Origin of the sequence: Luteimonas sp. MC1895, assembly GCF_016457215.1 — a bacterium.
Classification (GTDB): domain Bacteria; phylum Pseudomonadota; class Gammaproteobacteria; order Xanthomonadales; family Xanthomonadaceae; genus Luteimonas.
Map to the genome: position 1 here is coordinate 198,751 of NZ_JAEMDY010000002.1, position 26,334 is coordinate 225,084.

Sequence of the window (26,334 nt, forward strand, 5' to 3'; positions counted from 1 at the left end):
TGGCGTCCTTGGTTCAGATCAGCCGGATCCGGCCGGTCAGCAGTGCCTGCATCATGCCTTGCTTGAGCTGGGCGGTTTTGGCGCGCTGGGCCTCGAGTGCGGTAATTCCGGCGTCCATTTCGCTCAGCACCTCCGCAATTGCAGATTGTTCTTCAATATTGGGAAGTTGAATCTCGAAGTTCCGAATCACACCCCAATCAGCACGGGGCATGTGCGTTCCGAATGCAATACTCGCCGCTTCAATGAAAGCATCTGTTTGTACAACAGCAAACAAAAAGCCGGGAACCAGTATTTCGGCATCAACAGCCAACGGCCAGATTTCGGTTGTGCAAAGCCCCGGCTCGGTTGCAAGCCAGTACTTTCGCAGGTACGAGCGCAATCGGCCGAAGAGAACGTCTCCGGCTTGGAAAGTGTATTTCGTCGAAACTGCATTTCCTGCCGTTGACCGAGACTCCAAACACCCCGTTCCTTGCCCGACGTTCTCCAACTCAACACAGAGGGTTCCTGCATCAACAAGAAGCGTGGCGATCTTCTGGTTACGAATACGCGAAAGCTCGCCCAGCGGCTTCATCTCCCACTCACCACTGAACCCCGGCAGGCGGCGCTTGCCGGCGAGCAGTTCCTGCATCGCGCCTTGCTTGATGGCGCGCTTCTTGGCGATCAGCGCATCCTGCGCGGCCAGCAGCTCATCAACGTCGCCGAGAGCGGCGGCAATGGCGGATTGTTCTGACGACGGCGGAACTGCAATCGAAAACCCCAGCAGATCGCGTGTGTAGATTGCGGCGACACTGGTGGTTCCAGTTGCCAGAGCCCTCAATTTTGAGACTGCAGTTGCGGTGTTAAGCCAATAGTTCGCGTACAGACTGGACGCGATCTCGGAAGGCTTGAACTCCAGCCTGAGAAGGTTTGAGTTGTAGTAGGCGACTGGAAGTTCCCCGCGCCAGATTGCCACCTTGCCAACGAGGTCGAGCGTGTTTCGCGTATTGAAGAGTACGTCACCGCTAGCAAGGCGATGTTGTGCTTCAGGGGTCGTGAGTGGGGATATGTACTCGGTCGCAGATACGTCAAAGACGCCCCGCGCGATGTTTCCCATCTTCATCAACGGAAAATCGCTTTCAGCATCCTGATTCGGATAGTTGCCTCCCAACCGAGCTCTTTCGAGCACCTCGCTGAGCGGCTTTACATTCCATTCCTCGGGAACAACGCCAATCTCGGTCTGTTTGTAGCCGGCGATCAGTTCCACGCAAACCCCATCTTCACTAGATGCCCGGCTACCTTGTCTTCAAGCACCGCCACCTGCGCCGCCAATTGCGGCAGCGGCGTGTCATAGCGTTCGGCCAGTTCCTTAACCCGCCGCGTGAGCGCCTGCGACACACGCTCCACTTCGCCATGCGTGGCAGCGGACAGCGCCGCCAACCACTTGTCGTCCACCACCAGCGTCTTGATCTCTTCAGCCGATAGCTTCGCGTACTTGGCGAAGGCCTTGGCATCGAGTTCCGCATCCAGCGCCTTGAGCTGCTTCTTCAGTTCGGCTTCCTGCTCCGACAGCGTTGACCACTGCTTGAGCGCGGCCAGTTCCTCGGCATCGTCCTTGGACTTGCCGATCTGCTTGATGCGCTTCTTTACCTCGGCAGCATTGAGCTTGTCGAGGCTGGCGAACAAGCCGTCTTCGCCGCCATGTTCTTCTTCCAGCGCTTCCAGCGCGCTGCTGACGGTGTCCAGCGCGGTGCGGGCTTCATCCAGCCCCTGCTGTTCGGCCGCGAAGTAGCGCGCCACGATCAGCGACTTGGGCACCAAGTCGCAGGTCCAGCCCTTGGCCTTGCCCTTCTTGTTGGTTTCGACCACAGGCTCGGCCTTCCAGCCATCCGCAGACAGCAGGTAGGCATCGTCCTGCATGGTCTGCGCCCAGTAGTCCATCAGGTGCTGGTAGATGACATAGGCGTCCAGCAGCGGTGCCTGGGCGTAGGCGGCCAGCAGACTTTCGGACACGGTGTGGATGAACTGCTTGGGATGGCCGCCCTGGCCGAAGCCGGTCAGGTCTGGCCGAATCGCCTTGGACCAGCGGGCATGCAGTTCAGTCGCGGTGGCCTGGAACGCCTTGAACTCGGCGTGGCCCAGGATGGCCGGCTTTACTTCGGCCTGCGGCAGCTTGAGTTGCAGATAGCCCGGGCGACCCGCGCTTTCGAACACGGTGTCCCGCAGTTTGGGCATCTTCTCCCAATAGGTCTGCAGCGCATCCACATCGCGCTGCGGGATGCCACCGAGCAGGTGGCCTTCGATGTCCTGCAGGTCTTCGGCGGCGCTGGCGTCGATGTAGCGCGGCAGGTTGAGGTTATAGGCGTTCTTCGCGCTGCGGATCTCGTCGAAGCCGACCATGCGCGCGTACCCGGGCACATCCTGCGCCTTGCGGAAGGTGTCCACGATGCGGTGGATGTCCTGCTCGCGCAGCCGGTTCTTGTTGCCGTCCTTCAGGAAACCCTTGCTGGCATCGATCATGAAGATGCCGCGGCGCGCGTTGGCGTTGTCTTTGTCGATCACCAGGACGCAGGCCGGGATGCCGGTGCCGTAGAACAGGTTGGCCGGTAGCCCGACGATGCCGGTCAGGTAGCCGCTATCGACCAGGTTGCGGCGGATGGCGGCCTCGGCATTGCCACGGAACAGCACACCGTGGGGCAGGATGCAGGCGCCTTTGCCGCTGGCCTTGAGGCTGCGGACGATGTGCAGCAGGTAGGCGTAATCGCCCTGCTTGGCCGGCGGTACGCCCCAGCCAAAGCGCTGGTACGGGTCCGCGTCCGGGGTCAGGCCGGAACTCCAGGCCTTGTCCGAGAACGGCGGATTGGCGACCACGTAGTCGAAGGTTTTGAGCCGGTCGCCGTCCTTGTACTTCGGTTCGGCCAAGGTGTTGCCCGACTGCACGGAGGCGTCCGGGAAGTTGTGCAGGATCATGTTCATGCGGGCCAGACCGGCGGTGGTCGCCGAGATCTCCTGCCCGTAGAGGGTGATCTGCTTTCCTGCTTCGGCTGCCACTTTGAGCAGCAGCGAGCCGGAGCCGCAGGTGGGGTCATATGCCGTGGTCTGGCGGTTGGTGTTGTGCGGGCCGATGCCGATCAGCTGGGCCATCGTGCGGCTGACTTCCGCCGGGGTGTAGAACTGCCCCTTGCTCTTGCCCGAGTCCTGGGCGAAGTGGCGCATCAGGTACTCGTAGGCATCGCCGAGGATATCGTCGTGCTCGGCACGGTTGTCGGAGAAATCCAGCTTCGGGTTTTCAAAGATGGCGACCAGATTGGTCAGCGTGTCCTGACGGTCCTTGCCTTCGCCCAGCTTCTTCGGATCGTTGAAGTCCGGGAAGTCACTGTGCGACAGACTGCTGCTGTTGGCCTCGATCAGTGGCTGGATGACCTGGGTGTTGATCCGGTCGCCGATATCTGGCTTGCCCTTCAGGGCCTTCATGTCCTCGAAGCTGGCGCCGGGTGGGATAACCAGCGGCGCATCTTCGTCGCCCGCGTACTTGTCGCTGACGTACTTGATGAACAGCATGAAGAGTACGTAGTCCTTGTACTCGGACGGCTCCATGCCACCGCGCAGCTCGTCGCAGGAGGCCCAGAGGGATGAATAGAGGTCGGATTTCTTGATTGCCATCTGATTCTATAAATTGAAGGATTATTGACTGAGCACAGCCGTGTGCAATGGGGAGTTACGTAGCCTCACTGACCTGTTGCCGATTCCAGGCGGGAAATCACAATCTGCTTCTCGCCATTTTGCGTATTCCGTGACTTCGGCGTGATGGCCAAGCCACGCGTCAGTTCCCAATAGTCCACTCCTGGATCAAACATGATCCGAAGCACGCGACCATCATCGAAGTAGACGCTCAAGGTGCGTTGGTGGGGTGCATTGCGGCGAGTCACTTCAACTGTGACGACCTTGAAGCCTGGCAGGCTCGTCTTCAGGTCGCGGTCGCGCTCCAAATCGCTTTGCCAATCCCCATAACCCGAGTGTTGGCCGGGCGGTCTATCCATCACGGACATACTGACGATCTTGACCTCGCGATCGGCCGGGCGCGAATGTCCCACCACGCCCTTGACCAGCGACGCAAATGCGCCCGCGCTACTACGACTGCGAAAGTAACGGTCGCCGTACTCGACCCGCATAACGCTCTCTTTGAGCATGCTGGGCAAGGTCGGGTCCAGCTCGGCAAGCATGGGCAGAAAGAGCGTGTCGAAGAAATCTTTTGCCGTCATGGGCGGATGTGGGTCGATCACCATCATGGCAGCGTTGCCACCGCTTCGAAGCTCGCTCTCCAGCGCAGGTGTGTCCAGCCATTCCACTGCGGGGAAGTCCGGATATTGGCCACGAACGTGGATGCCGGTTTCTCGCTCGGATACCCAGGCGAAGAACCCGCCTTGCGTCTCAACGAGCACCTGCGGCAGGAACTCCCCGTCCGGTTCGTCCCAAAGACCGATCTGCGAGAACACACCAGCCTCGCGCAGGATGGCGCAGCGGCGGCGGAAAGTCGGTTCAGACTGGAATCGCTCACGCGAGACAGCGAGCCTGCGCGCCACCGCCGGATAACGGTCATGCACGCGCCGGGCAAGGGCCATCAGCGGCGAAGTTTCGGTCGCTTGTTCTTCGCCTGAATCGTAAAAGGCAATGGACGCTTGGCTCGCGGTTGCCAACGTGGCGACGACGGCATCCTGCAAGCTCCTCACCTCCCAGGCGGCATTACTGCCGAGACAGTCCTTCGCGCCGTCGGGCACCAGAAGTGAACCCTTGAACTGCCCGCCGAACACCCGGGTTACGGCATGGCGATCCAGCTCGCCGGCCACATCCCGGGTGTCATGCGCCAGCAGGCATTCCGGGCAGGTCGAGTCACAGTTCGCCGGGCACTTGCAGGCCTCAGCTATGGCATCGGAAAGCAGTTCTTCGGCCTGTCCTTCCAGACCGGAGACATACCCGGCACCACCCGAGGCCGTGTCGTATACCAGGACTGCCAAACCTCTGTTGCCGCGGAGCAGCACCTTCTGGGTGGCAAAGCCGATCTCGCGCGAGTCAATGCCCAACCGCTTGGCGATTACCTTGCGGAGCAGGACCGCCAGCGTGGACGCCACGGCCGACTCCTGCAGAGGACTGCCGTCTATCCTTGGCACCAGCACATACTCAAGAACATCAGTACGCGTTGTTGCTCCGAGAGCACCCAGATGCCTCACCATCCAAGGGTTATCGATAGCAGCTTGACAGGATTTATTCGTGAACGGCTGCCTGTGGGGAATCGTCCCGTTCCGGGCAGGCTGGACCCGACCTGGAATGGACCAGCCGCAGCCCAGGCACAGCGTGAAGCCGCTATGGTCCTGGCCGAACGTCTGGTGATAGACCTCCGAGGAACGGCCGACACGGACCCAACCCATCTGGTTGCGCAACATCCGCCGAAGGGCATAGCTCCCATCCCGGTTACGGATGCTGAACAGTGGCATTTCACCGGGGACATAGGTTGGACGCGAAATGTCATCGTTGGGCTTCGAGCCCAGGGGTACAACGAAGCCGGCAGGAACGATGTACTCGAAGCGGCTGCGTGCACCATCCTCAACCCCATGCCCACACGCTGAGCAGGCTTCGGGGCGAACCGGGCTGTCAGTTACCTCACTGCATCCCTGACAGAGCAAGCGCCAGCGCAGGTTCTGGATCTCGCTTGCGGCACCGGCGTGTGCGGGACGCCGCCAATTCATTGTCAGGCCACCGACCGCATAGACAGCGCCGCCCACGACGACGTTGGCACCGGGCTGATACTCGCGTAGTGCGACAGGCAGTTCACGGCTAAGAGCGCGGTTGCCCATGGCCTTCCGATCGCTCTCCTTGCCCTTGGCCTTGCCGTTCCCCTGGACGATGATCAATTCGCGAACGTCAACCGGGAATCCACGCGCAGGCAACACCCCTCGTATCGTCAATAGTTGCAACAGGTACTCATCACAAAGCCGGGTCAACCGATAGGTCAGCGCCTTTTTTGCGGCATCGTTTGCGGTCACCTCATCCCATTGGCGCTTGGCCGCATCCCACTCCACGCGCCAGCCAGAAGCTGCGGCTTCAAACGATTCTCGGGCTGTGTCGAGCAAGACCTCTAGCTCAACGTCGACAAGACTGGAGCGATCCAGCAGACTCCTGATCTGTCTCCGCTTGGCCTCGGAATAGTTTTGTGGCTGCTGCAGGAACGCCATCAGACGCTGGTAGATCGAGTTGTCCCAGTGATCCTCACCAGGCTGCCCCTGAATGGTCGGGGCGCTGACACCAAAAAAGCCCCCGGCCTTCATACCCAACGCCCCGTGCACGGTACCTTCCTCCATCAGAAAGTCGCGCAGCAGCCAAGCATTGAGGTGGCGCTGGACGATGACCGGGCTACCGAGCTGCACGACCGGGGGGTTAATTGTGGACGAGAGGAACTTGTCCGGGGCATTGAAAATGGCGAGCGAGCGTGGCTCTGCTCTGCACACGGTGTACGCAAGCGCCCGTGTTTCACCCCGGCGGCCAGCACGACCGGCACGCTGCAGGTAGTTGGCCACGGTGGGCGGTGGGTTCGCCATGGCAACCACGGCCAGACTGCCAATGTCCACACCCATCTCCATGGTCGTGGAACAACTCAGCACGTTGAGCTTTCCTGACTGGAATTCACCGGTGAGTTCATCCAGCCTGGCCTGATCGATCTGCGCCGAATGCTCTCGGGCCGCATAGAACTCAGTGCCGGTCAATGCACGATCCAAGGCTTCCGGCCAAAGGCCAAGCGCTTGAAGCAGATGGCCCGCCTTCTTGCCGGACAGCCAGGCTTCGCGCTCGCCGGCCGGAACGGATTGTCCATCACGCTCCCAGAGCACATGCGGCGGAACCGGCAATGTGACCGGCTGGCAGCTGACGGGAGATACGTCACCTTGGTGATAGGGCGACACGCCCCGCAGCGTGGTATCCAGCAGCCGCCGGGTCACTGGACAAAGCCAGAGCTGCGTCGGGCGAGCCAACTCAACCGTCGCCCAGTTGAGAAAGTGGCCTGGCTGATCGCCTTTCGTCAGGTGGCCGCTGGCCAGAAGAATTGATTTGGCATCTTGCAGTACATCGCTGATTTGCAGGTCACGGACCGCAGGAAATGCCGCGCGCAACAGGCGGGGCAGGCGCGAGCGCTCCCCGGCTCCGGTGTCCGGATTCAGTCTTGGCCAGAGATATCTCTGGCCTTCGCCTGTCCCGACTTCGTCAACAAGGAATTTGCGACTGAACCGGGTTCCAATCCAGTCCTTCTCGTCGTTAGTCAACTCGACGCACGCGTTCTCGCGGACAACAAAGTCGAGGTAGATCTTGAGGAAATCCTTCCAATCCTTGAGGCTGCCGCCGATCTCTACCCAGGCACGCGGCAGTTGCCCTGCCTGGATACGTTCAATGCCCGGATACCTGAGTGACACAAGCCCCAGCGTCTCGAGCGAATTTGTCCGCTTTGGCCTTCGGTACAGCTCCCGCAACAGCAGGAGCCTAGCCACTCTGTCCTTTTCAACAGCACCCATGAGGTCAGAAAAGTAGGGGGTAATTGCACTCTCAACCGCGCGCTTTTGCGCTAGGGCATCCTGAACTTCCAGCCAAGCAATCGAGGCCCGTCCAGCAAGCGCTACTTCAACCCCGCGAAGACTGTTCTCCAGCAGGTTTCGCCTACTTTCGTTCTGGTTCTTTTCCACCTCGGCCACAAGCCGCTCACGCTCATCCGCGTAGAACTCGCGATCTTCCTCGGAGAGCGGCCTGGGCAGCATTTCAGGAACCACGTAGCGGATGTAGTCGCGCAATGCGCCGTCGTACAAACGCGCCGCGCCGCGAGCGGTTCCTTGCCGGCTATCTGTAAACATGAGCAGCCGCCGGCCTTCCATCAGCACACCGTCTCCCATGGCCTTGGGGTCTGGTGGCGCAGCCGACAGCAGCTCAGGAACAACGTTACTCAGTGAAAAGGGTGCAGCCAGCCGAATGGATCGCCTGGATTTATCTGGATTCTCATTTGAACTTCCGCAACGCGGGCATCGACAAGCGCGCTTCGCTTCTTTGACATACGCCTTGCTCGCGGCGATGTGCGGATTCCAGACAACGCCTGCAAAAGCGATCTGGCCGTCCAGCGCTGCAATCTCTCCACTGACAGGGTTGAATCGGGCATCCCCGGCGTCAACGTTGGCAATGTTGTCCTCCAGACTGGAGAGGATGACCTGCTTGTATTTTGCTGCCTCTCCCGCCTCATCCTCCGTGGTCTCTGCATCGGCGAGGAATTCGTCCTCATCATCGTGCATTCCTTTGACGTATTTTCCATCGGAGGACAGGACGCCCCGCAGAGCGGTGCCACCACAGTCATTGCACAGCGAGACTTCAAGTACGAGCGAGCCACAATGCGCGCAGCTGCCCTGGATCTCACCGAAAAGGGCACCGTGTCGCCAATCCTCGAGAGCCGCCGGCGGTCTGCCCGAGCAGCTGGGATTGACGCAAGCCCAGATGCCATCGATGGTCTTCTGGAAAAGGTGAGCCCTGATGGGAAGAAATCGACCATCCGAACGCGGCGCGTCTTCCTGTTTGCCTGACGATGCCACGTCCACCCAGCGCGCTGCTTCCTGCATTGACGACAGTCCGGAGTGCTCCTGGATCTCGCTCAGGGTTGCAGCAGATCGCTCGATCAACAGGTTTCTTGTTGCCATGGCAACCGGGGAAGAGCGAAGCGCTGAAACAAGCTCCTCCGCATCACTGCCTCGCTGATTGCACAGCGCTTCAAGTTCTTCGAGGCTCGGAGCGTTGCCAACAACAGGCTCAAGCGAAGGAATTTCCCTGTATCCGCGAATAACATCGACGCTCTCCTCTTCGCACCCGGCCACATCCGCAAGGAATCGCCTCAGTGCCTTTGTGGACTCCTCGCTCTGGTCGCCGATGGTTGCGGAGGTTGCAATAAACCGAACTTCGCTTGGGTGCACCTTGAAGGCCTGCAACGTGCGGCGCAGAAGCAGGGTCAGTTCGGCGGCCTGGCTGCCGGTGTATGAGTGCGCCTCGTCAATGACGACCCAGCGCAGCTTGCCAGCGGATTTCTCCAGAATTGGGCGGTCCTGCGGACGGACAAGCATCAACTCCAGCATCGTCGTATTGGTGATCAACAACGGCGGGGGGCTCTCCCGTAGCCGCTCCCGGTCAGGCACTTCCGCTGCAGGAAATGCCGCCCTACTGGCTGTGGGAAGGGCATCCTTCATGTCACCGTTGTAAAGCGCGAACCGGTGACGACCTTCCTGCGCTTCGAGCCAGGCAACAAGCCGCTCCTTCTGGCTCCTGATCAGCGCGTTAAGTGGATAGATAAAAAGGGCTTGGACTCCTTCCAGAGTGGATTTGGAACCAACCGATTGCTCGCACAGGTCGTTCAGGATCGGAAACAGGAATGATTCCGTCTTGCCGGCGCCGGTTCCGGCAGATACCAGAATGGACTTCCCGGCTTTTGTAGATTCCAGCGCCGAGAGCTGGTGGGTGAAGAGCTTGCGATCCCTGGGAAAGTGGTAGTCGCCCGACGCGCGTTCCAGCGACTCAACGAACCCCGGCTGAAGAATTCCGGCGGCTTGCAGATCACCGACCGTCTGATCTCCGCCTTGCCACCGGTACATACACTCAATCAAGGGGTCACCAAGAATGGCGCCAGGGCTTCCCGGATAGGCGGAAAGACGATCCCCAAGCCAGTCACGAAGGCCCACGTCAGCTGGTCGCAGCATGCTCAACATTGCGTCCGCCAGCCTCGCCGGGATTCGATCGAGGAGCGGATGGATTTTCAGGTTCTCGTAGGTCTTCACAAGGTTCCTTCAAGCAGCGATAGCGCAACGCAGTAAGCGTCATCGAACTGAACGGGATCAATCATGTGTCGCGCGAAGAGAAAGTCGTCCCTGAGTCCCGGCTCAGGCTCGACTCCGCGCGACATCAGAATTGCGAGCTCATAGGGCGCGAGAAGATGGGTTCGGAACAGATCTATGTTATCCGGAAGCCTCTGAGGTCGACGCCGCGCCTGATCGAACAGGTGGTGCCCTTCAATTGTCATCCAGACAGCCTCTGCCGCCCCGCCAACATCAGGAACTCGAAGTTGGTAATCGCGACCCGATGCACTGCACCAGTCGATCACTCGCTCCTGCCATCCTTCAAGCCACGCGGGATGGCAGAGGCGCAAAGTGGAGGACTTCATCAGTCGACTTGGAACAGACAAGCCGTCTTGACCCATAAGTTGATGGATTTCATCCAGCGCGCCATTCCCCAGCTGATGGCCCGCCCACGCACGGAGCATCTCGAGTTCGCGGTGAGTGACCCGATGCCAAAAGAGAGGCACGTCGTCCAAGGCCCATCGCAGGCCCTGCTCAGCCTGAATCTGTCCTCTTAGCCTTGCCAACGCCAGCATCCGCATGGCCAGGTCTGGATTCGCTGCCAGGACCAGGAACGGATCCAACCATCGCAGTTCGAACTGAAACTCCCCCATCCATTGAAGGCAGGCATCAATCTCACTGGACGCGACGCCATCATGCGTGCTGTCAGTCCACTGCCTGTACAGCTCTACGAGCTCGGTTTCCCGTTCCGATTCGTTCGTGATCTCGATCGCAGCGTGGAAGCACCGATTCTGAACCTGATCGTTCCTTTCGGCCGAAACCAGGCACGGGGCGGCCTGATGCGTCGTATCGACGGCAAGGTAGGTCGACGCGCTGTCAAGCCATTCGGGAATTGCCCAATTTTCCGGGTCAATGCGCTCCAGCTGCACGATGTCAGACTGGACGTCATTAGCCGGAACCATACGTTTCAATTCGAGCAAGACGTCCGGCGCAGCTCCTTCAACGGTCAGGACGCTGCCATTCCTTTTGATCCTGTATTCGTCGATCTCAAGTTTGGGACCATTCTGGAATTGCACAACGAGCGCGTGGGTTCGCCCCCTCGGATGAAACGAGAGTGCCTTGCGGTAGCCCTTGACTCGCTCATCGGAAAGGTAGAGCTTCCCGCCTTGCAAACCAACCGAATAAGCCGCAGCCCAGTGGTCCCTTTTGCGCCCAACCTCGATGCTGTCATGAAAATCAGAGGATGCTACAAAACCATCTGCGACCCGGGAGCTGACTTTGCTCGTACCGACATGAACCTCTTCTCCTGTCGCCACGTTCGAGAACGAGGTCAACATTGACCGCTTGAACGTAATTCCTATCTCGGAACTTTCGGATCGAATAGTGACGCCCAGCTTTGAATCCTGACCAAATTCGAATAGGTAGCTTCCTTCCGGATTTGGAACATGGCCTTTGACTCCAAAGTTCCCGGAAAGACTGAACGAAACCGATCTATTAGTGATTGTCGGCCGAAACTCTTCTGGAAGCACAAACACTCTGCGGCGTTCTGCAAGCACATCGCCGTCGGTTGAAACCAGTCGGAACGACAGATGGCCTGTTTCCGTTCGTACCGGCCGAGTATTCCACTCCTGCTCTCCCGCCTTTCGCCACTCGATCCGCCCAGAAAGGGCTCCAGAACGACGGGGGATGGGATCTCCCAGGAACACTGCGGAGAACTTGTGCGTTTGGAAAGCTGGAGTCTTGCCTTTAAAATCGAGGTAGACCTGCGGTCCGTCGTATCCCGCGTGGATCAGTGCCAACTCGCCATCCGCATCCATGACCTGCGCCCTTCCGGTCACTTTCCAGAGCGCCTTGCTCACACCTTGCAGCGACAGGCGCTCACCGGTTCTCACGGCATCGCCTGTTACTTCGGTCCCTTCGGCCACCGCTACCAGCAGTTCCGAGGTGCGCAGCCGCACGGGCGCATCTGCCTTGTACACGTACTCGCCCCTGCGTGGTTCAAACACCCAGGTTGCACTTTCTCCCAGAGGCTCACCCCACGCACACTCCAATGGCAGATATCTCCCATCAACATCCTGCCGGACGAGCGAGATACGTTGGCCTACCTTGCCGACAGGAACCTCTTCAACGTCCCTCGCCAGCCTGTACGAGCCATCCTTTTGTAGTTGGAGACGGAAGGCTTCGCCTACCGGTTCTTGTTCTTGCCCCATTGCGTACTGGATCAAGAGCGTCTGGCGATTCTCATCTGGCAATTCAATGCCTTCGCTGGGAACCACTGCGCGCGCTTTCATGGACCAGGTGCCGTCGCTGCACGAAAGTATCCGATCGACGGCCAAGGCATCGCCGCCAACAGCGGCGGTGGCGACGCCGAGAAGCTCTGTGACTATTTCTCGTGCGGTACTTTCTTCTACCCTGAAAGGCAGCTCCCTGCTCCAATTCGGAAGTTCCCACAGCGGATCCAGCGGACCACTCGCCCATTTGGCTCGTTCAGTCAACCGAACGACCGCTTCAACCAAGTCTGCGCACAATTTGGGGAGGTGACCTGCCTCCTGGTGGGCCTTCCATAGCTTGCCGTTATCAACAGCCTCCGAAATCAGTTTCGAGGCTTCCGATTGAAGATTGTCGCTGCCAAGTGCGCGCCCCCTCACAAGCTCATCCAAGACGCTTCGAAGCGTCCTGCCCCGTCTTAGCATCCCACGTGGCAGGCCCGCTTGAGAAATAATCGTCTGGAGCAGGAGCACTGCACCCCTATCACCTTTGATAACGGGTACTCGGTACCGGCTCAAGCTCAGCTCCATCAGCGTGCGGAACCTGGCCTGACTGTACTGAGTGGTGCCGTAGAGTCGGTCGATTTCCGCCCCACAATCCGCCCATGACGGCACGCCGCCTTCTTCGTAGCTCGAAGCGAATCTAGCTGCCGCTACGGGCGCTAGCGTATGAATTTTCTGCTCATCGGTCGCAAGAGGGTGGTTGAGCAACACCTCAAGACCAGACAGATGCCCCATATCAACTTGGTATTGGTAAAGCGGCCGCCCATCAATGGATTCGCGCCCCAACCTCTCCTCTACTGCCATCACGCCCCCTGTCATCCAGCTTTTGCGACGCCCCCTGCGCCACATTCAACTCATCGACACTAGCTCACATCTTTCTCACTGGCGGCGACGTCCAGAGGATCCAATGTCTTGGATGGCGCCCCAGCGGCGGCGCCAGCACCGCACCAGCGTGGACGCGACCTTCGATGCCCACTTGCTAGCGGAGTCCCACCTCATCGGCCAACAGCACGCCGCGGGACAGCGGGTTGTTGCAGGCAAAGAGTGCTGCATCGACCTGGTGAGGGTTGAGATCCACCTGCGAATTGACCAGGGTCGTGGCCAGCGCGTCGACCGAGTCCCCACCGACATGGCTGGTCAGCATCCACGCGTAGTACTGCGACTGATAAGGCGTTACAGCGATTGCGTTTTCCAAACCATGCTCCGAATCACATGTGAATTCAATTGTCGTCATGCAGCGGCGTCGTACAGTCCCGCCACATCAACCATCACTCGCGCCCCCGCATCCCGCCAATGCTCCGGATGACAGGTAAACAGCAGGATCTGGTGCCTCAGCGAGGCGTCATGCAGGATCCGCTTCATCTGCTGCCGACGGCCCTCGTCGCTGTGCACCAGCGCATCGTCCAGCACAATCAACGTCGGCTGACCCGCCTCTTTCAGCAGATCCGCATAGGCGAAGCGGGCAATCACCCCCAGCTGCTCGCGAGTGCCATGGCTGTGCTGCTCGAAACCCAGCGCCGCATTGTCCCGCGCAATCGAACTCGGCCGCAGCTTGTCGATGTCCACCGTCACCTGGTTGGCCGGAAACAGCTGCCGCAGGTAGTGGTCGAGCTTGGCCCGCAGCGGCGCATACAGACGCTGCACCGCCTCCTCCTGCCTGGCCCCCAGCCGGCTGCACAACAGCCCCAGCGCATCGGCGCGCAACTGATAGTGCGCCAGGCGCTTGCCCAGGTTCTCGACTTCGATCTCCGCGCCCGACAGCTTTTCATCCAGACCGTCGGCACCCAGCGTTTCCAGCTTGACCCTGGCTGCCGCGATCGAGTCGCGCAGCATGCTGCGCTGCTTGCTGAGCAGATCGATCGCCAGTTGCAGCCGCTGCATGTCGGCTTCCAGGTCCTCCGGCCGCAGCGCTGCAAGCTTGGCCTCGGCCGCGCCGATCTTTTCCTGCAAGGCATCACGGCGGGCAACGGCCTCCAGCAATTCCCGTCCCGCCGACTGCGCCGCGCTGTCCGCGGCCTCGCCTTCCAGCCGGTCCGTCGCGGCCTTGATCCGCCCCTGCAAGCCTTCGCACTCCAGGTCGGCTTCGACACTGCTGCGACGGTTGAGCTCAAACTGTTCCTCGCAGGCAGTCAACGCGGCCTCGGCTTCTTCCTTGGCGCGCCGGGCATCGTCAAGCGACAGCTCGACCTGGAGCTCCGGCAACCGGGCCAGCACCTGCTCCTGGTCCTGCTGACGCCCGCGCAGGTCCGCCAGCCTGGCCTGCCAGGTCGAGACCTCGGAAGCGCCGAGCAGCGTGCTGCACTCCACGTCCTTCAGTTCAATCTCGCGCTCCAGCTCCTGGTGGCGGCGGCAGCGGGCCTGCGCCTCGGCCAGATCGGCCACGCCCAGGCTGGCGCCCAGCTGTGTAATCGCCTCCTCGAGGCGGCTGGCCTGCTCCGCCAGCCGGGTGATGTCCTCGCCGCCGGGGGCGATCTCGATTTCGCCCAGCCCGGGCAGCTGCATGAGAAGCGGCTCGGTGATGTGCAGGCTGCCATCGCCTTCGAGCACCCCGCCGCTGCCCGCGTCGATGTGCTGGCCTTCGACCAGCCGGAACACCACGCGCGTGGCAATGGCCTCGCGCTGGATGCGGGTCTCGCGCAGCTCGCGGTCTAGCTGTTCGAACCGGGTCAGGTCCGCCGTGGACAGGCGCACCGCGGCGGACTGCTCGCGCAACCCGACCAGCGCCAGCTGGAATGCCTGGGCCTTGGCCAGCGTGCCTTCGACGGCAACGATGTCGTCTCCGCAGCGCTGGATCTCGGCCTGCAGGGCCAGGCGCTGCTGGCATGCCTGGGCGGCCTCGTGCTGCTGGCGCGCAGCACCAAGGGCCGCGCGTGCCGTGCTCCGGTTTTCGTCCGTGCGCTGCATCGTTTGCGTCGCGTGGTTCAATTGTTCGCGCAACTGCGTCAGTGTCGAGCGCTGGGCGGCCAGCAGTGCCAACTCCCTGGTCCGGTCCTCGGCCTGCGTATGCAGGCTGGTGATGCGTGCGTTGAGCTCACGGAGTCTTTGGCGACTGGCATCCAGATCGCGCTGCTGCGGCTGCAGCTCGGCAAGCTGCGACTCGGCCACGCGCCGTTCGCTCTCCAGGCTTTCCCAATGCCGCTCGGCAGTCAGCCGGCCATGCTCGGCCAGGTCACGGCTCAGGCGGTCGGTCAGTGCCTGGTATTCGCGGCTGGTTGCCAGCAAGGCATCGCGGCGCTCGGTCGAGGCTGCAAGCGTCTTTTCGGCAGCGTCCAGGATGCCGGTGGATTTTCCGGTCGGGGTGCGTAGCTTGCCCAGCTCTGCGCGCAAGGCCACCGCAAGCCTGCCGCCGGACGTGCTTGCGATGTCGCCCATGATGCTCTTGAGACGCTCGGCCAAGGAGGCTTCGGCGTGGGTGACCGGCTGCTCAAGCACCGAGGATGAGCCTTGCTCGATCCACAGCAGGCCCGGGATGCCGCGCGTTTCCGGACGGCTCGCACCTTTGCCGGATAGCCCGAAGCCAAGCCTGCTCGCCAGCTGGTCATCGGCATCACTTCCTTCCCAGCTCTCGGTGCCGATCGTCAGGCGTGCACGCGGCTTGACGAAGAAGGTCTTGCTGGCACCGCACTCCTGCCCCAGCAGAGTGAACTCGGCGGCCACGGTTGGCGCCGCATTGCCGCCGCCAGTCGGTGACAGGAGACTGATGAACTCTTCACCCTTGGTGTTGTGCTTCTCCAGGAACAGGGTCCGCAACGCAGCGGCGATGGTGCTCTTGCCCGCCTCGTTGGGCCCATGCAGGACGTTGAGGCCGTCTTCCAGCCCGGCGATCTCGATCGCCTGGTTGAACTTTCGGAACTGTTCGATGCGGATGCGGTGCAGCTTCATGCGCTGGCCCCCTGCTGTTGCAGCTGGTCGAACAGCAGCTTCAATGCCTCATTGGCCGTCGCAGCCTGGTCCGGGTCCTCCTGCAGCGTGCGCAGTTCATCGACGAGTTCGGCAACCACGCCATCGATGCGCATGGCCTGCACGTCTGCATCAGAGGGCTCGAGCCTGAGACTGGCCGTGTCGACTTCCAGCACATGCGCGCGCGCCTGGGCCGCCTCGATCACCTGGCGCAACTGGTCGTTGCCGGCCAGGTCGATCATGCCGGCGACATGGCAGCGGACCACGCAATCCTGGTCCAGCGCCTGCAACTCGGCGGCAAATTGCTGGATGTCGGGCGCGCCGTTGATCTCAACGCCGGGCTCCTGCCAGCGAAAGCGGCCGATGCGCCGTGACGTCACCAAGGGCACGCTGCCCGGGCCAGCGATCTCCACGATCAGCACGTTGCCCGAATCGTTGTCCTTGAAGCGATCCTGTTCCGGGGTGCCGCTGTACCAGGTGCGCTCGTCGACGCGCTTGGTGCCATGCCAGTCGCCCAAGGCCAGGTAATCCAGGCGCGCGGTGGCGGCACGGTCCGGCGCAATGGGATTGGCGGAATCGGCGCTTTCCGGAAGAATGCCGGCAACGCTGCCATGGGCCAGGCCGATACGCAGCAGGCCCGGTGCCGTCGGCGCCGTATCGAACCATTCGCTCAGGTCGGTGTGGGTCTGGCGCTGGGTCAGCGGAGCCGGCAACACGGCAAAGCCCAGGTTGGCGAAATCGATGACGTCCGGCGTGGTCAGGATGGACACGTTTGGCGGCACGACATCGAGACGCTGCAACCGGCTCCAGACGCTTTCCGCCAGCGCTGCATCGTGATTGCCGGGCAACAGGATCCACCTGCCCGTGAATCCCTCCATCGCGTGGATCACCCGGCGCAGGGAAACATCCGACAGGCCCTGCTTGTCGAAGACATCACCGGCCACGAGCACTGCGTCCACCTCTTCCGCGGTGGCGAGGGCGGCAATGCGGGCCACCGCATCGAAGCGGGCCTGCTGCATGGCCGCGGACGGATCCGGGCTGTCATCGGCGGCCTTGAAACCGTACTGGCGGCCGATCTGCCAGTCGGCGGTGTGGATGAACTTCATGCCTGGGCGTTTTCCAGTGATTTGTCGGGCGCGACCGCCGGCCCGTTCTGATTGAAGGACGCAGATGACTGCACGTCAGTGCCGAGCTTGGACGCGAGCCCGCCCATCCGCCGCACCGGCGTCGACATGGCGGCCTCCAGCGAAGCCTGGACGGTCCAGATCTCCACCTTCTGCTTGGCCCGCGACACGCCGGTGTAGAGCAACTGCCGGCTGAGGATTCGGTTCTCGATGTCCGGTGGCAGCACGACCGCAACACGCGCGTACTCCGAACCCTGGCTCTTGTGGATGGTCACGGCGAAGGCGCCTTCGTGGGCCGGCAGCGTGCCGGGCGCGAAGCTGCGTACACCCGCGCTGCCATCGGCCAGCACCGTCTCGAACCAGACGCGCAGCTGGCCGCTTTCATCGCCAAGACAGAGGCCCACGTCGCCATTGAACAAGCCACTGTCGTAGTCGTTGCGGGTGATCAGCACGGCGCGCCCCGCATACCAGACCTCATCGGCCGGCACGTCCCAGGCCTTGCGAAGCTGGGCCTCGAGACGCGCATTGATGGCGGTGGCGCCAAAGCCATCGCGGCGCAGGGCGCACAACAGCTGCTGGCCTGCGAGCGCGCGCAGTGCCAGCAGGGCGCCGGCCTCACCCGTGTCGGGGCGGATCGGCAGCAGTGAAAGCTCTCTAGCCCACGCGTCCACGCGCCGCACCAGCGCGGCCGCGTCGGCGACCTCATGCACGCTGGCCTGCTCGCCCGCATCCGCCAGAGCCGTGTCCAACTTCGCCAGGCTGCCTTCGCGGATGGCCTCATTGATGGCCTGCAGCGCCTGCTCGGCCCGGAAGCTGTGGCGAAGCCGGACCAGCGGCCCCTTGCCCTCCAGCGCGCCGACGATGTCCATCAGCACCGAGCCAGCTGCGACGGAAGTCAGCTGGTCGGCATCGCCCACCAGCACCAGCACGGTATCCGGGCGCACCGCGTCGAACAGGCTGCGCATCATCCGCAGGTCGACCATCGAGGCCTCGTCCACCACCACCACATCGGCGGCAATGGGATTTTCGGCGTTGCGGCTGAAGCGCTCGGCGTAGGGCTCGTAGCCGAGCAGGCGGTGCAGAGTCAGGGCCTCGCCGTCGGGGATGCAGTCCAGGGATGGCAGCCAGTCCGCGGGCAGCGGTGCAATCCCACGCGCGGCGTCCCCCAGCTGCAGTTGCTGGCGGCCATCGCGCAGCGCCTGGCGCAGGCGCTGTGCAGCCTTGCCGGTAGGAGCGGCGACGCGCACTTTCAACGGCGCCTGCTGCTGTCGCTGCAGCATCAGCAGCATCCGCAGCACGGTGGTGGTCTTGCCGGTACCCGGCCCACCGGTCAGCACGAACAGGCGCTGGCCCAGGACGCCTGCGACCGCTTGTCGTTGCGCTTGCACGGACGCATCCCGACGCCCCTGGAACAGGACATCGAGCTCAGCCTCGAGATCGCCAGCAGGCGCGCGGGTGGCTGCCGTGCGGCGTGCGAGCAGCGCTTTGGCGAGCACGGTCTCGTGGGTGTAGTTGCGCCAAAGCGTGAGCCGCTGTTCGGCGTCCAGCACCAGCACCGTGGGCTGGCCGTTGCCGTCGCTCACGAAACGCTTGTCGGCCTCCAGCGCAGTCATGGCCGACTCGCTCAAGGCAGGCAGTTCCGCGAAGACCGGCTGCCGCAGGTCCAGCGCCGTATGCCCCGCACTCTCGGCCAGGCTGGTCCATGCCGCCACCGTGGCCGTTACTTCACTTGCCCCGCATTGGCCCAGCCAGCGGTAGAGCGCCTGCTGCAGCGTTCCCCAGGTCTCGGGAAGGGGAGCGGCATTGGCAACCGGCTTGAAACTGAGGACCGTCATGCTTGCATCCCTTCCAGGGCCTGCGGTTCCTGCTCAGGCTCGGCACGTCCCGCCAGGATGGCATCGGCGGCTTCTAGCAATAGGTCGCTGAAGCGGTGACGCCATACGCCCGCGCCGGGGGCGAGGCCGGCGGCGCGCACGAACAGGTAGATCGTGTCGCCCAGATGCTGGTCGCGCTGGTAGCCGGGTACGCGCTGCCGCAGCAGGCGTTCGACGGCCACCGTATAGAACAGGGCCTGCAGCTCGTAGCAGTGGTGACGCATGACGTGGTCGAGCGACGGGCGATCGTAATCTGCCAGCGTGCCGCCACTTTCGCGGTCACCCAGCTGGTTGCCCTTGTAGTCCAGCACGTGGAAACGTCCTTGGTGTTCGAACACCAGATCGATCTTGCCGTGCATCAGGCCGTACAGCCGATGGATGGCGGTGTTGGGGAACGCGATCTGGTGGGCATCGCAGAGCCGACGGAGCGCTGCTACGCGGACGCCGTCGACGGGGTAGTGGAACGCCATCTCGGCGCGCAGCGCCCTGGCTGGCAGGGCCCCCAGACGGATGCCGTCGCCGAGGTCGGCATCGAGTGCCGCCTGCACGCGTTCGGCGATGCGCGCCACCACGTCGGCGCGTGTCGGCTCCTCCCGTCCCGCGCCTTGCCGGGCCTTCGGGATCTCGCTGATGCGGACACCGTGCTGGCGCAGGGCACTGTCGATCAGCGGGTGCTGGTCGGCCATCGCGCTGCCGATCCGACGCTCTTCAAAAACTTGATGCAGCGCATTGCCGAACTCGGCGCCGCGGATCCAGGACAGTTGCTTCAGGACCTTGTCCGCTGCGGATGAGTCGGTGCTTGCGGGCGCGGGAGGCGATTCCCGCCTGGCTTCCGGCATTGCTTCCCCATCGACCTCACCCACCACCTCGGCATCCTCGTCCGCGGCCGGCTGCTCCTCGCGGACCGGGTGCCGACCTTGGCTGAGGCTGGAAAAGCTGTGGAGGCGCTCGTGGACGGGGACTCGCTTCGGCATCGGCCGGGCTCGGCGCAGACCGAGCTCAGGCTCGTCAAACGCAAGCCGGGGTGGTGCAGTCCATGGCCAGCCTTCGGACCAGCCTACGGCGGTGGACGCCAGATCCTGTCCGTTGTTCGTGGCGCGCATGAGGCGTGCGATCGTCGCATCCAGTGCCGACCGGTGTGGGTCTTCGGCTGGTGTCTCGGTCCTGCCGTCCTGCCGTCGGGCAGGCGACAAGACATACACGTGGCATGCGTGCTGCGCGCGGGTGAGCGCGACATACAGGACACGAAAACGTTCGTCTTGGCTGGCCTGCTGGAAAACACGCTTGGCTTCTTCTCCAAATCCGACTTTGCGCCCGGCTCCATCGTCAGGAAGCAAGGTCATTTCGTTGGCCCTTCCGACATGGGCCCACATCAGAGGCAGAAAAACGAACGGAAATTGCAGGCCCTTGCTGGCATGGAGTGTCATCAGCTTGACGCGACGGGCATCTGACTCCATCCGCAGTTGAGATTCCTCGGCCTCGGTGCTGCTCCTGGCCTCCTGGCGCTGGTCACTCAACCACGCCAGAAGCTGGCTCGCGCCATGCATTTCATCTTCAGCTTCCTGCAGCAGTTCGCCAAGATGACGGACGTCCGTCATCACCCTTTCGCCGTCGTTGCAGGCCAGCAGGCGACTTGCCGCGGCAGTGAGCACCGTGCTGACGACGGCCAGCACACCTGCTTCGGCCCAGATCTCCCGCAAGGTTTCGAACTGTTTTGACACCCGTGCCTGTGCTGCCGGCTCGGTGCGCAACGTCTGTAGTCCACCGAAGTCCATACCCCCCAGCCGCGTGGCCAGTGCAGCGTGGATGGCCGCCGTGGAGTGCGGGTGCTGGACCGCATGCAGGAACAGCTGCACTTCCTGCGCCCACGCACCTGCGAATACGCTGCTGCGTCCGGCGCCGACACTGGGCACGCCTCGTTCATTCAAGAGGTTCCGCAAGTCGGCAACGGCATCGTGGGTTGGCAGCAGGACCGCGATGTGGCCGGGCTGCAACTGCGTCCCTTCAACTTGATGCGAGCCGGAAGCGAGCATCCCCGCAATCTGGTTGGCACAGGCTTCCAGCGCGAGCTGCTTGCGGGCAGGCGCGGCGCCTGGGCAATCAGACAGGTAGTGAAGCGCCAAAGGCTGGAGACTCGGCTTCGAGTCGATCCAGTAGCGATCCGCGCCTTGCCCCGGCTCTACATCGATGTAGCGGATGTCATGGGCATCCCTGCTGCTCAGAGCTTGGCCTGAAAGCGCATAGAGATTGTTGAACCCTTCAACCAGGCGCTTATCCGAGCGGTAGTTGGTGTCGAGGACCAGTCGATCGGTCACGCTCGCTGCGGCGCGTCGATAGGTATCGATGTCGCCGCCTCGGAAGCTGTAGATGGCCTGTTTCGGATCGCCGATCATCACCAGGCGACCGCGCAACCCACCCTCGTCATTTCTGTAGATTGCGTCCAGGGTCCCGTACTGCAGTGCATCGGTATCCTGAAACTCATCGATGAGTGCGACGGGCCAGGCCTCCTGGAGTTGCTTGGCAAGCGCAGGGTTGCTGGTCACAGCCTCGTGTGCGCGCGTGAGCAACGAGTCGAACGTCAGCTGGTTTCGAGCGGCAAGTCGCTGATCCCACATGGCCTTCGCCAAAGCCTGCCGCTCAGCCAGAAGTAGAAACTTCGGTGCGTCCTGAATCAACTTATAGGCCGCAAAGACTTTTCCGACCAGCGTCAGCTCGGGGCCGTCGCGAAAGCGTTCCCAAGCCTCGGGCAGAAGGTTTTTCTCCATCTTGCCCAGATGCCCCAGTCCTGCGTCCGGAATCCTGGTTTCGCCCTCACTGCACCATCTGGCAAGGGCCAGCAAAGCCGGATGCAGGGTCTTCTGCGGCTTTCCTTTGTCAGTTCTCGTGTAAATTTCCGTGTCGTTCGCGAAGACCTCGATCTTTCCGCCGGCATCACTCGGCAGACTTGCACGAATCATCTCGGGCTCAATGCGAGGAACCGAAATACCGGGCCGCAACAGCACGACTAGCTGCTGCTCAATTTCAAGCAAAGACGGAGGCTTGTCGCTGCTGTCCTCGGGCAGGTTTTCCCGTCGAAGGAAGTCGCGCGCGCATTCCGCAAGCAGGTCTTTTCCGCTGCTCAGTTCGCCCTGCTCGAACTGGCTGCCTGTTTCAAATGGATACTCGCGCAGGATGCGCTGGCACAACGAGTGCAAGGTGCCAATCGGTGCGCTGTCCAGCTCCGATAGCGCCAGCTGCAGGCGCTTGCTGTCTGCGTCAGGCGTGGAGACCGATCCCCAGCGCTCGCGCAACCAGTGCAGTGCGGCATCCTCACCCTCAGGAGTCTCGCCCCGAGCGGCCAGCTCGCTGCAGCGCGCGGCGTCCCGCACGCGCAGGCGAATGCGTTCACGCAGTTCCTGGCCTGACGCTTCGGTGAAGGTGGCGACGACGATCTGACGCGGCGACAACTCGCGCTGCAGCAACAGTCGCAGATACAGCACGGCGATGGTCCAGGTCTTGCCCGTGCCGGCGCTGGCTTCAATCAGGCTGCGCCCCGCTTCATCCAGGGACAGGTCCAGCCAGGAGCCGGCGATGGTGGGGCTTTCTAGCTCGATGACGCTCATGCTTCCACTTCCGCTGTTGCATGCAGCGGCTCTGCCGGTGACAGCGGGCGGTCAAGCTGGATGATCCCGCCCAGCATCCGGGCGATGCGCTTCAGTTCGGCATGGATTTGATTTGAAGGTGACTTCTCCAACCCGATCCCCCGGCCGAACAGCCCCGCATAGCCTGGCGAATAGTCCATTTCTCCTGTCACTCGCTCACCACCGGCCCACGCATTTCTCGCTGCTTCGGCACAGTCATCCGCTCGACTTTCCCAGGACGTCGCAGGGAAGTACCACACGGTGTCGCGCTGTGCAGCAAGATAGACGTCCATAAGTTGCTGGACCCGTTCGCCCAGCTCAATGCGGAGGTCACCGCGACTGTCCGGGTCGTTGGAAAACACGGCGCACCACGCTTCAAGTGAGTCACGCCAGTCGCGAACTGGGTTGTTGCCCCTTTCATTGAGCAACAGGCAAACACGCACGTCGACGTGATCCGGCGCTTGCAGGCGCACCAGCGCCCAGTGCAGGAAGAGCGGAATGCGCTGCTTGAACTCAAGCCTCTCTTCCGGCTTTGCATGGGCATCGAACACCCAGAGGGTCGACTCATCGAGTGAGGTCAAGACGTCACCAATCTCACCCGCTACGCTGATTGCGCGTCCCTCCCAGGACACCGCCTGTGGCGACCGCTGCAGCGGTCGCCCAGCCAAGCCCGGCGGGATGGTATCAAGCATCTTTACAGCTTGTGGTCGCGCGCCCTTGTCGCCCGCCCAAGCCGCGCCGCCCAGGCGACCCGCAGGCAGCTGGCCGCCCAGCCGGAGCCAATCGGGCGCATCGGTTGGAATAGCCCGGGCTTCGGGAGATCCAAGCAGCGCCTCCAACGCCAGCCGCCGCGGGACTCTGTCGACAGAAGGCAGCTTTGCGGCCAGCGGCTCGTCTGCAGCGAGCCTCCCCTCTTCCAGCGCATCCAGGCGAATCTGCAGGGCGGTGGTCAGAACCTGTCTGGCGGGATCCTTGAACCAGCCAATGACACTGCGCAACGGAATGATGGCGTCACTATCGGGTTCGCTGGGGCGGCGGGAGGCGATGAAGGGAACAGGCTCCTCGTTGCCGATGCAGGTTGCCGCAAGGGCTGCGTCAAAGGAAAAGAATCGACTGCCTTGCTTGAAGTAGCGTGCATCGAACGGCTGCAACGGGTGGCGGAAATACCAGGGACGTAGTGGATCCTCTTTCTTCAGCGGCGTGCCTTCTGCGGTAGTGCCCTGATCGAGAAATCCCATCAATTCAGCCACTGGCGCTGCCGGGTTGCGCGGCTGCCCGTCCTGGACACCCTCGCCGATATAACTGAGATGCAGCCGCTCCCGGGCGGCCATCATGGTCTCGAGGAAAAGATAGCGGTCGTCATTGCGCACATCGCGGTCACCGATGCGGCGGTTGCCCGGTAGCAGGGTCAGGTCCAGTCCGGCGCCGTTGGCCTGGCGCGGGAACTCGCCATCGTTGAGGCCAAGCACCGCAATCACACGGAATGGCAGCGAGCGCGCGGCCACCATGCCGCAGAAGGTGATTCCGCCCATCAACAGATGCTGGCGATCGGACACCGCCGACAGTCGCTCAAGCAGCACCTCGCGCACCACTTCGAAGGGAAGTTCGGGATCGCCGGCTCCCACGGTGTCCGCCGTCAATGCCCCGACCAGACCGCGCAAGGTGGCAAGCGCCTCGCGGGCATCGCGATCACGCCGGTCGATACGGAAGAAACCGTCGACGAAGTCCAGCAGCGTCGCGCTCCATGCCGAGGCGGCACGCGGAATGGTTGACTCGTTATGCAGCGAAGCCAGTTTGAGCAGCAGCGAATCCAGCGCGCCCAGCAACTGTGCCTGCGGCCCCTCGATGCCCTCCACCGGCCACAGGCGTCCGGGCTCGCCTTCGGCCGCGACCGGCATGTCCAAGGCCCGTCCCGGAACCTCCTGCCCAAATACGTAGCCGGCGAGCATGCGTTCCATGCCCCACGCAAAGGTGAACTCCGGGCTGGCAGGCACGTCGAACTGCCTGGCGCGAAACTCGCCGTCCAAGCCCCAGGCAACCCCGGCTCGCTGCAGCCACTGGGCCAGCGTCTCTACTCCGCCCGGATCAATGTCGAAGGCCGCGGCGACTTGGGGAATGCGCAGCAGGTCCACCACTTCAGGCGCGCTGATGCGCGACTGCGGCAGCGACAGCAGCTGGGTGAACGCGGTGAAGATGGAGTGCGTGCGCGCCACCGACACATCGGCGAGGTGGTAGGGAAGATCCACGTTTGCGCTTCCGGCCGGGCCGAACACCGAGGCCAGCAAGGGCAGGTAGGCGCCCATGTTCGGTGCCATCACCGCAATCTCGGCAGGCTTCAGGTCGCGCAACTCGCTGCGTGCGGCAAGCAAGGCATCACGCAGGACCTCCAGCTCACGCAACCGCGTGTGGCAGGAGTGGATGCGAAGAGTGGCGTCGTCATCGGCGGGCGCGGCACGTGCGCGCACCGGCAGGTGCGGGTCGAGCTCGCGGATACTCGCCTGCACCCGGGTCAACAGGGGCTGGGCCACGTCCACAGGGTGCGGAACCTCGTCTTCCCCATGGCGAACGTCCATGGCGACGTTGCTGGCCTCGAGCGCCAGCATGAAGTGCTGGCCCATGCGGCCCCAGCTGGCGAGCAGGGGGTGCCCTACTTCATCAAGAAACAGCGACTCCGAAGCCGCTTCGAAGACTTCACCCGACCTCAGGGTTTCGCGGCGTTCCGCAGAGGCTGGCAACCCCACCAGGCGCGGCTGGCGACTGCCGGTCGCGGAGGCATCTCCCCAATACCTGGCGGACGGGTCGGGGACGTAAAGGCACACTGGCCGGCGCGCCGCCATGGCTGTGAGCAGACGCAGCTCGGCTGGCGACAGATGACTGACGCCGAAGACATGCAGGGGGTCTTGCGGGATATCCGTGCTTGCCGACTGCAACTGTTCGATCAAGCGTTCAAGCAACTCTCCCCGATGCGGCAACCCGATCTGGTTCCGCAATCGGCGCCACAGTTCGGGCTGGAAACCGGCGTTGCGAGAAGCGGGCCGCCCAGTCTGCCAGGCCGCAAGCCAGTCGGGCCGATACATCACGTACTGCGTGAACACCTTGGCCAGACGGTCGGCCAGCTGGTATCTGCGCAAATTCGAGTTTGGACCGTCTAGGCAGGCTGCAACCCCGTCATCGGCAAGGCCGGCCAACAAGCCGTGGATGCGCCAACGCAGGCGCTCGGTGCGGTAGTCCTGCAGTGCGACCGCGGATTCGCCCAGGTACTCGTGCGTGCACGCGTCCAACCACGCGCTGGCCAGCTGGATCTGCACATTGGCGACGATGCCGGACGAACCCCGCCTGCGTGCCAACGCTCCAGGCAACCATTGCTTGATGCCAGGCTGCGCCGCAATGATGGATTGCGGCGCCAGCACGTCGTCCGGGGGGAACCGGTTCAGGAGTTCCAACAGGGGATCGAGCAATGCGTCCAACCTGCTGGCGCGAAAGACGACCAGGTTCTCATTGCCCAATGACACGCGCGCGCCAGACTCCCGGTGGTCAACCGGACTCGCCTCACTCATCCCTTCCCCCTGAATAGCAGACGTCAATCCGTCGCCCAACTGCTGACCACACAATACACCGGGCCGGGGGTCCGCGGCGGCGAGACGAATGGCTCCTGTCGGAAGATCTGCTATGAGTGCGGCTGCCCGCGCGCGCCTCGAACTCCTTGGCGC

Annotated in this window: 10 protein-coding genes; all 10 read right to left on the reverse strand. The window is 62.6% G+C overall.

Annotated features, from left to right (window positions below):
* Window positions 1-13: 13 nt before the first annotated feature.
* The 10 genes from JG616_RS06605 to recC all read right to left on the reverse strand — a co-directional run bounded on the left by JG616_RS06605 (window position 14) and on the right by recC (window position 26,181).
* On the reverse strand, window positions 14-1,243 hold the full coding sequence (locus JG616_RS06605) for a restriction endonuclease subunit S (protein ID WP_199392074.1): 1,230 nt from the start codon (window positions 1,241-1,243) through the stop codon (window positions 14-16).
* Window positions 1,234-3,639, reverse strand: a complete 2,406-nt coding sequence (locus JG616_RS06610; RefSeq protein WP_199392075.1) for an N-6 DNA methylase — start codon at window positions 3,637-3,639, stop codon at window positions 1,234-1,236. Before JG616_RS06610 ends, JG616_RS06605 begins: the two co-directional genes overlap by 10 nt.
* Before the next feature lie 65 nt (window positions 3,640-3,704).
* Complete coding sequence (locus tag JG616_RS06615) at window positions 3,705-9,818, reverse strand: DEAD/DEAH box helicase (RefSeq protein WP_199392076.1); 6,114 nt, start codon at window positions 9,816-9,818, stop codon at window positions 3,705-3,707.
* Window positions 9,815-12,913: a hypothetical protein gene (locus tag JG616_RS06620; protein WP_199392077.1), complete on the reverse strand. Its 3,099-nt coding sequence runs from the start codon at window positions 12,911-12,913 to the stop codon at window positions 9,815-9,817. Before JG616_RS06620 ends, JG616_RS06615 begins: the two co-directional genes overlap by 4 nt.
* A gap of 172 nt (window positions 12,914-13,085) precedes the next feature.
* Window positions 13,086-13,340: a hypothetical protein gene (locus JG616_RS06625; protein WP_235973004.1), complete on the reverse strand. Its 255-nt coding sequence runs from the start codon at window positions 13,338-13,340 to the stop codon at window positions 13,086-13,088.
* Entirely contained in the window at window positions 13,337-15,988 is a 2,652-nt protein-coding gene (locus JG616_RS06630; RefSeq protein WP_199392078.1) for an AAA family ATPase, read from the reverse strand. The genes JG616_RS06625 and JG616_RS06630 overlap by 4 nt, the downstream gene beginning before the upstream one ends.
* Window positions 15,985-17,112 (reverse strand): DNA repair exonuclease, encoded by a 1,128-nt coding sequence (locus tag JG616_RS06635; protein ID WP_199392079.1) that lies wholly within the window; start codon window positions 17,110-17,112, stop codon window positions 15,985-15,987. The genes JG616_RS06630 and JG616_RS06635 overlap by 4 nt, the downstream gene beginning before the upstream one ends.
* Entirely contained in the window at window positions 17,109-18,965 is a 1,857-nt protein-coding gene (gene recD / locus JG616_RS06640; protein WP_199392080.1) for an exodeoxyribonuclease V subunit alpha, read from the reverse strand. The genes JG616_RS06635 and recD overlap by 4 nt, the downstream gene beginning before the upstream one ends.
* Window positions 18,962-22,606, reverse strand: a complete 3,645-nt coding sequence (locus JG616_RS06645; RefSeq protein ID WP_199392081.1) for a UvrD-helicase domain-containing protein — start codon at window positions 22,604-22,606, stop codon at window positions 18,962-18,964. The genes recD and JG616_RS06645 overlap by 4 nt, the downstream gene beginning before the upstream one ends.
* A complete protein-coding gene (gene recC, locus JG616_RS06650) occupies window positions 22,603-26,181 on the reverse strand; it encodes an exodeoxyribonuclease V subunit gamma (protein WP_255529236.1) in 3,579 nt (1,192 codons plus the stop codon). Before recC ends, JG616_RS06645 begins: the two co-directional genes overlap by 4 nt.
* Window positions 26,182-26,334 lie beyond the last annotated feature (153 nt).

Bases quoted from the DNA above. Each gene is read 5' to 3' on its own strand.
- JG616_RS06610 (WP_199392075.1), bottom strand. From the start codon at position 3,639: ATGGCAATCAAGAAATCCGACCTCTATTCATCCCTCTGGGCCTCCTGC.
- recC (WP_255529236.1), bottom strand. From the start codon at position 26,181: ATGAGTGAGGCGAGTCCGGTTGACCACCGGGAGTCTGGCGCGCGCGTG.
- JG616_RS06625 (WP_235973004.1), bottom strand. From the start codon at position 13,340: ATGACGACAATTGAATTCACATGTGATTCGGAGCATGGTTTGGAAAAC.
- recD (WP_199392080.1), bottom strand. From the start codon at position 18,965: ATGACGGTCCTCAGTTTCAAGCCGGTTGCCAATGCCGCTCCCCTTCCC.
- JG616_RS06630 (WP_199392078.1), bottom strand. From the start codon at position 15,988: ATGAAGCTGCACCGCATCCGCATCGAACAGTTCCGAAAGTTCAACCAG.
- JG616_RS06645 (WP_199392081.1), bottom strand. From the start codon at position 22,606: ATGAGCGTCATCGAGCTAGAAAGCCCCACCATCGCCGGCTCCTGGCTG.
- JG616_RS06635 (WP_199392079.1), bottom strand. From the start codon at position 17,112: ATGAAGTTCATCCACACCGCCGACTGGCAGATCGGCCGCCAGTACGGT.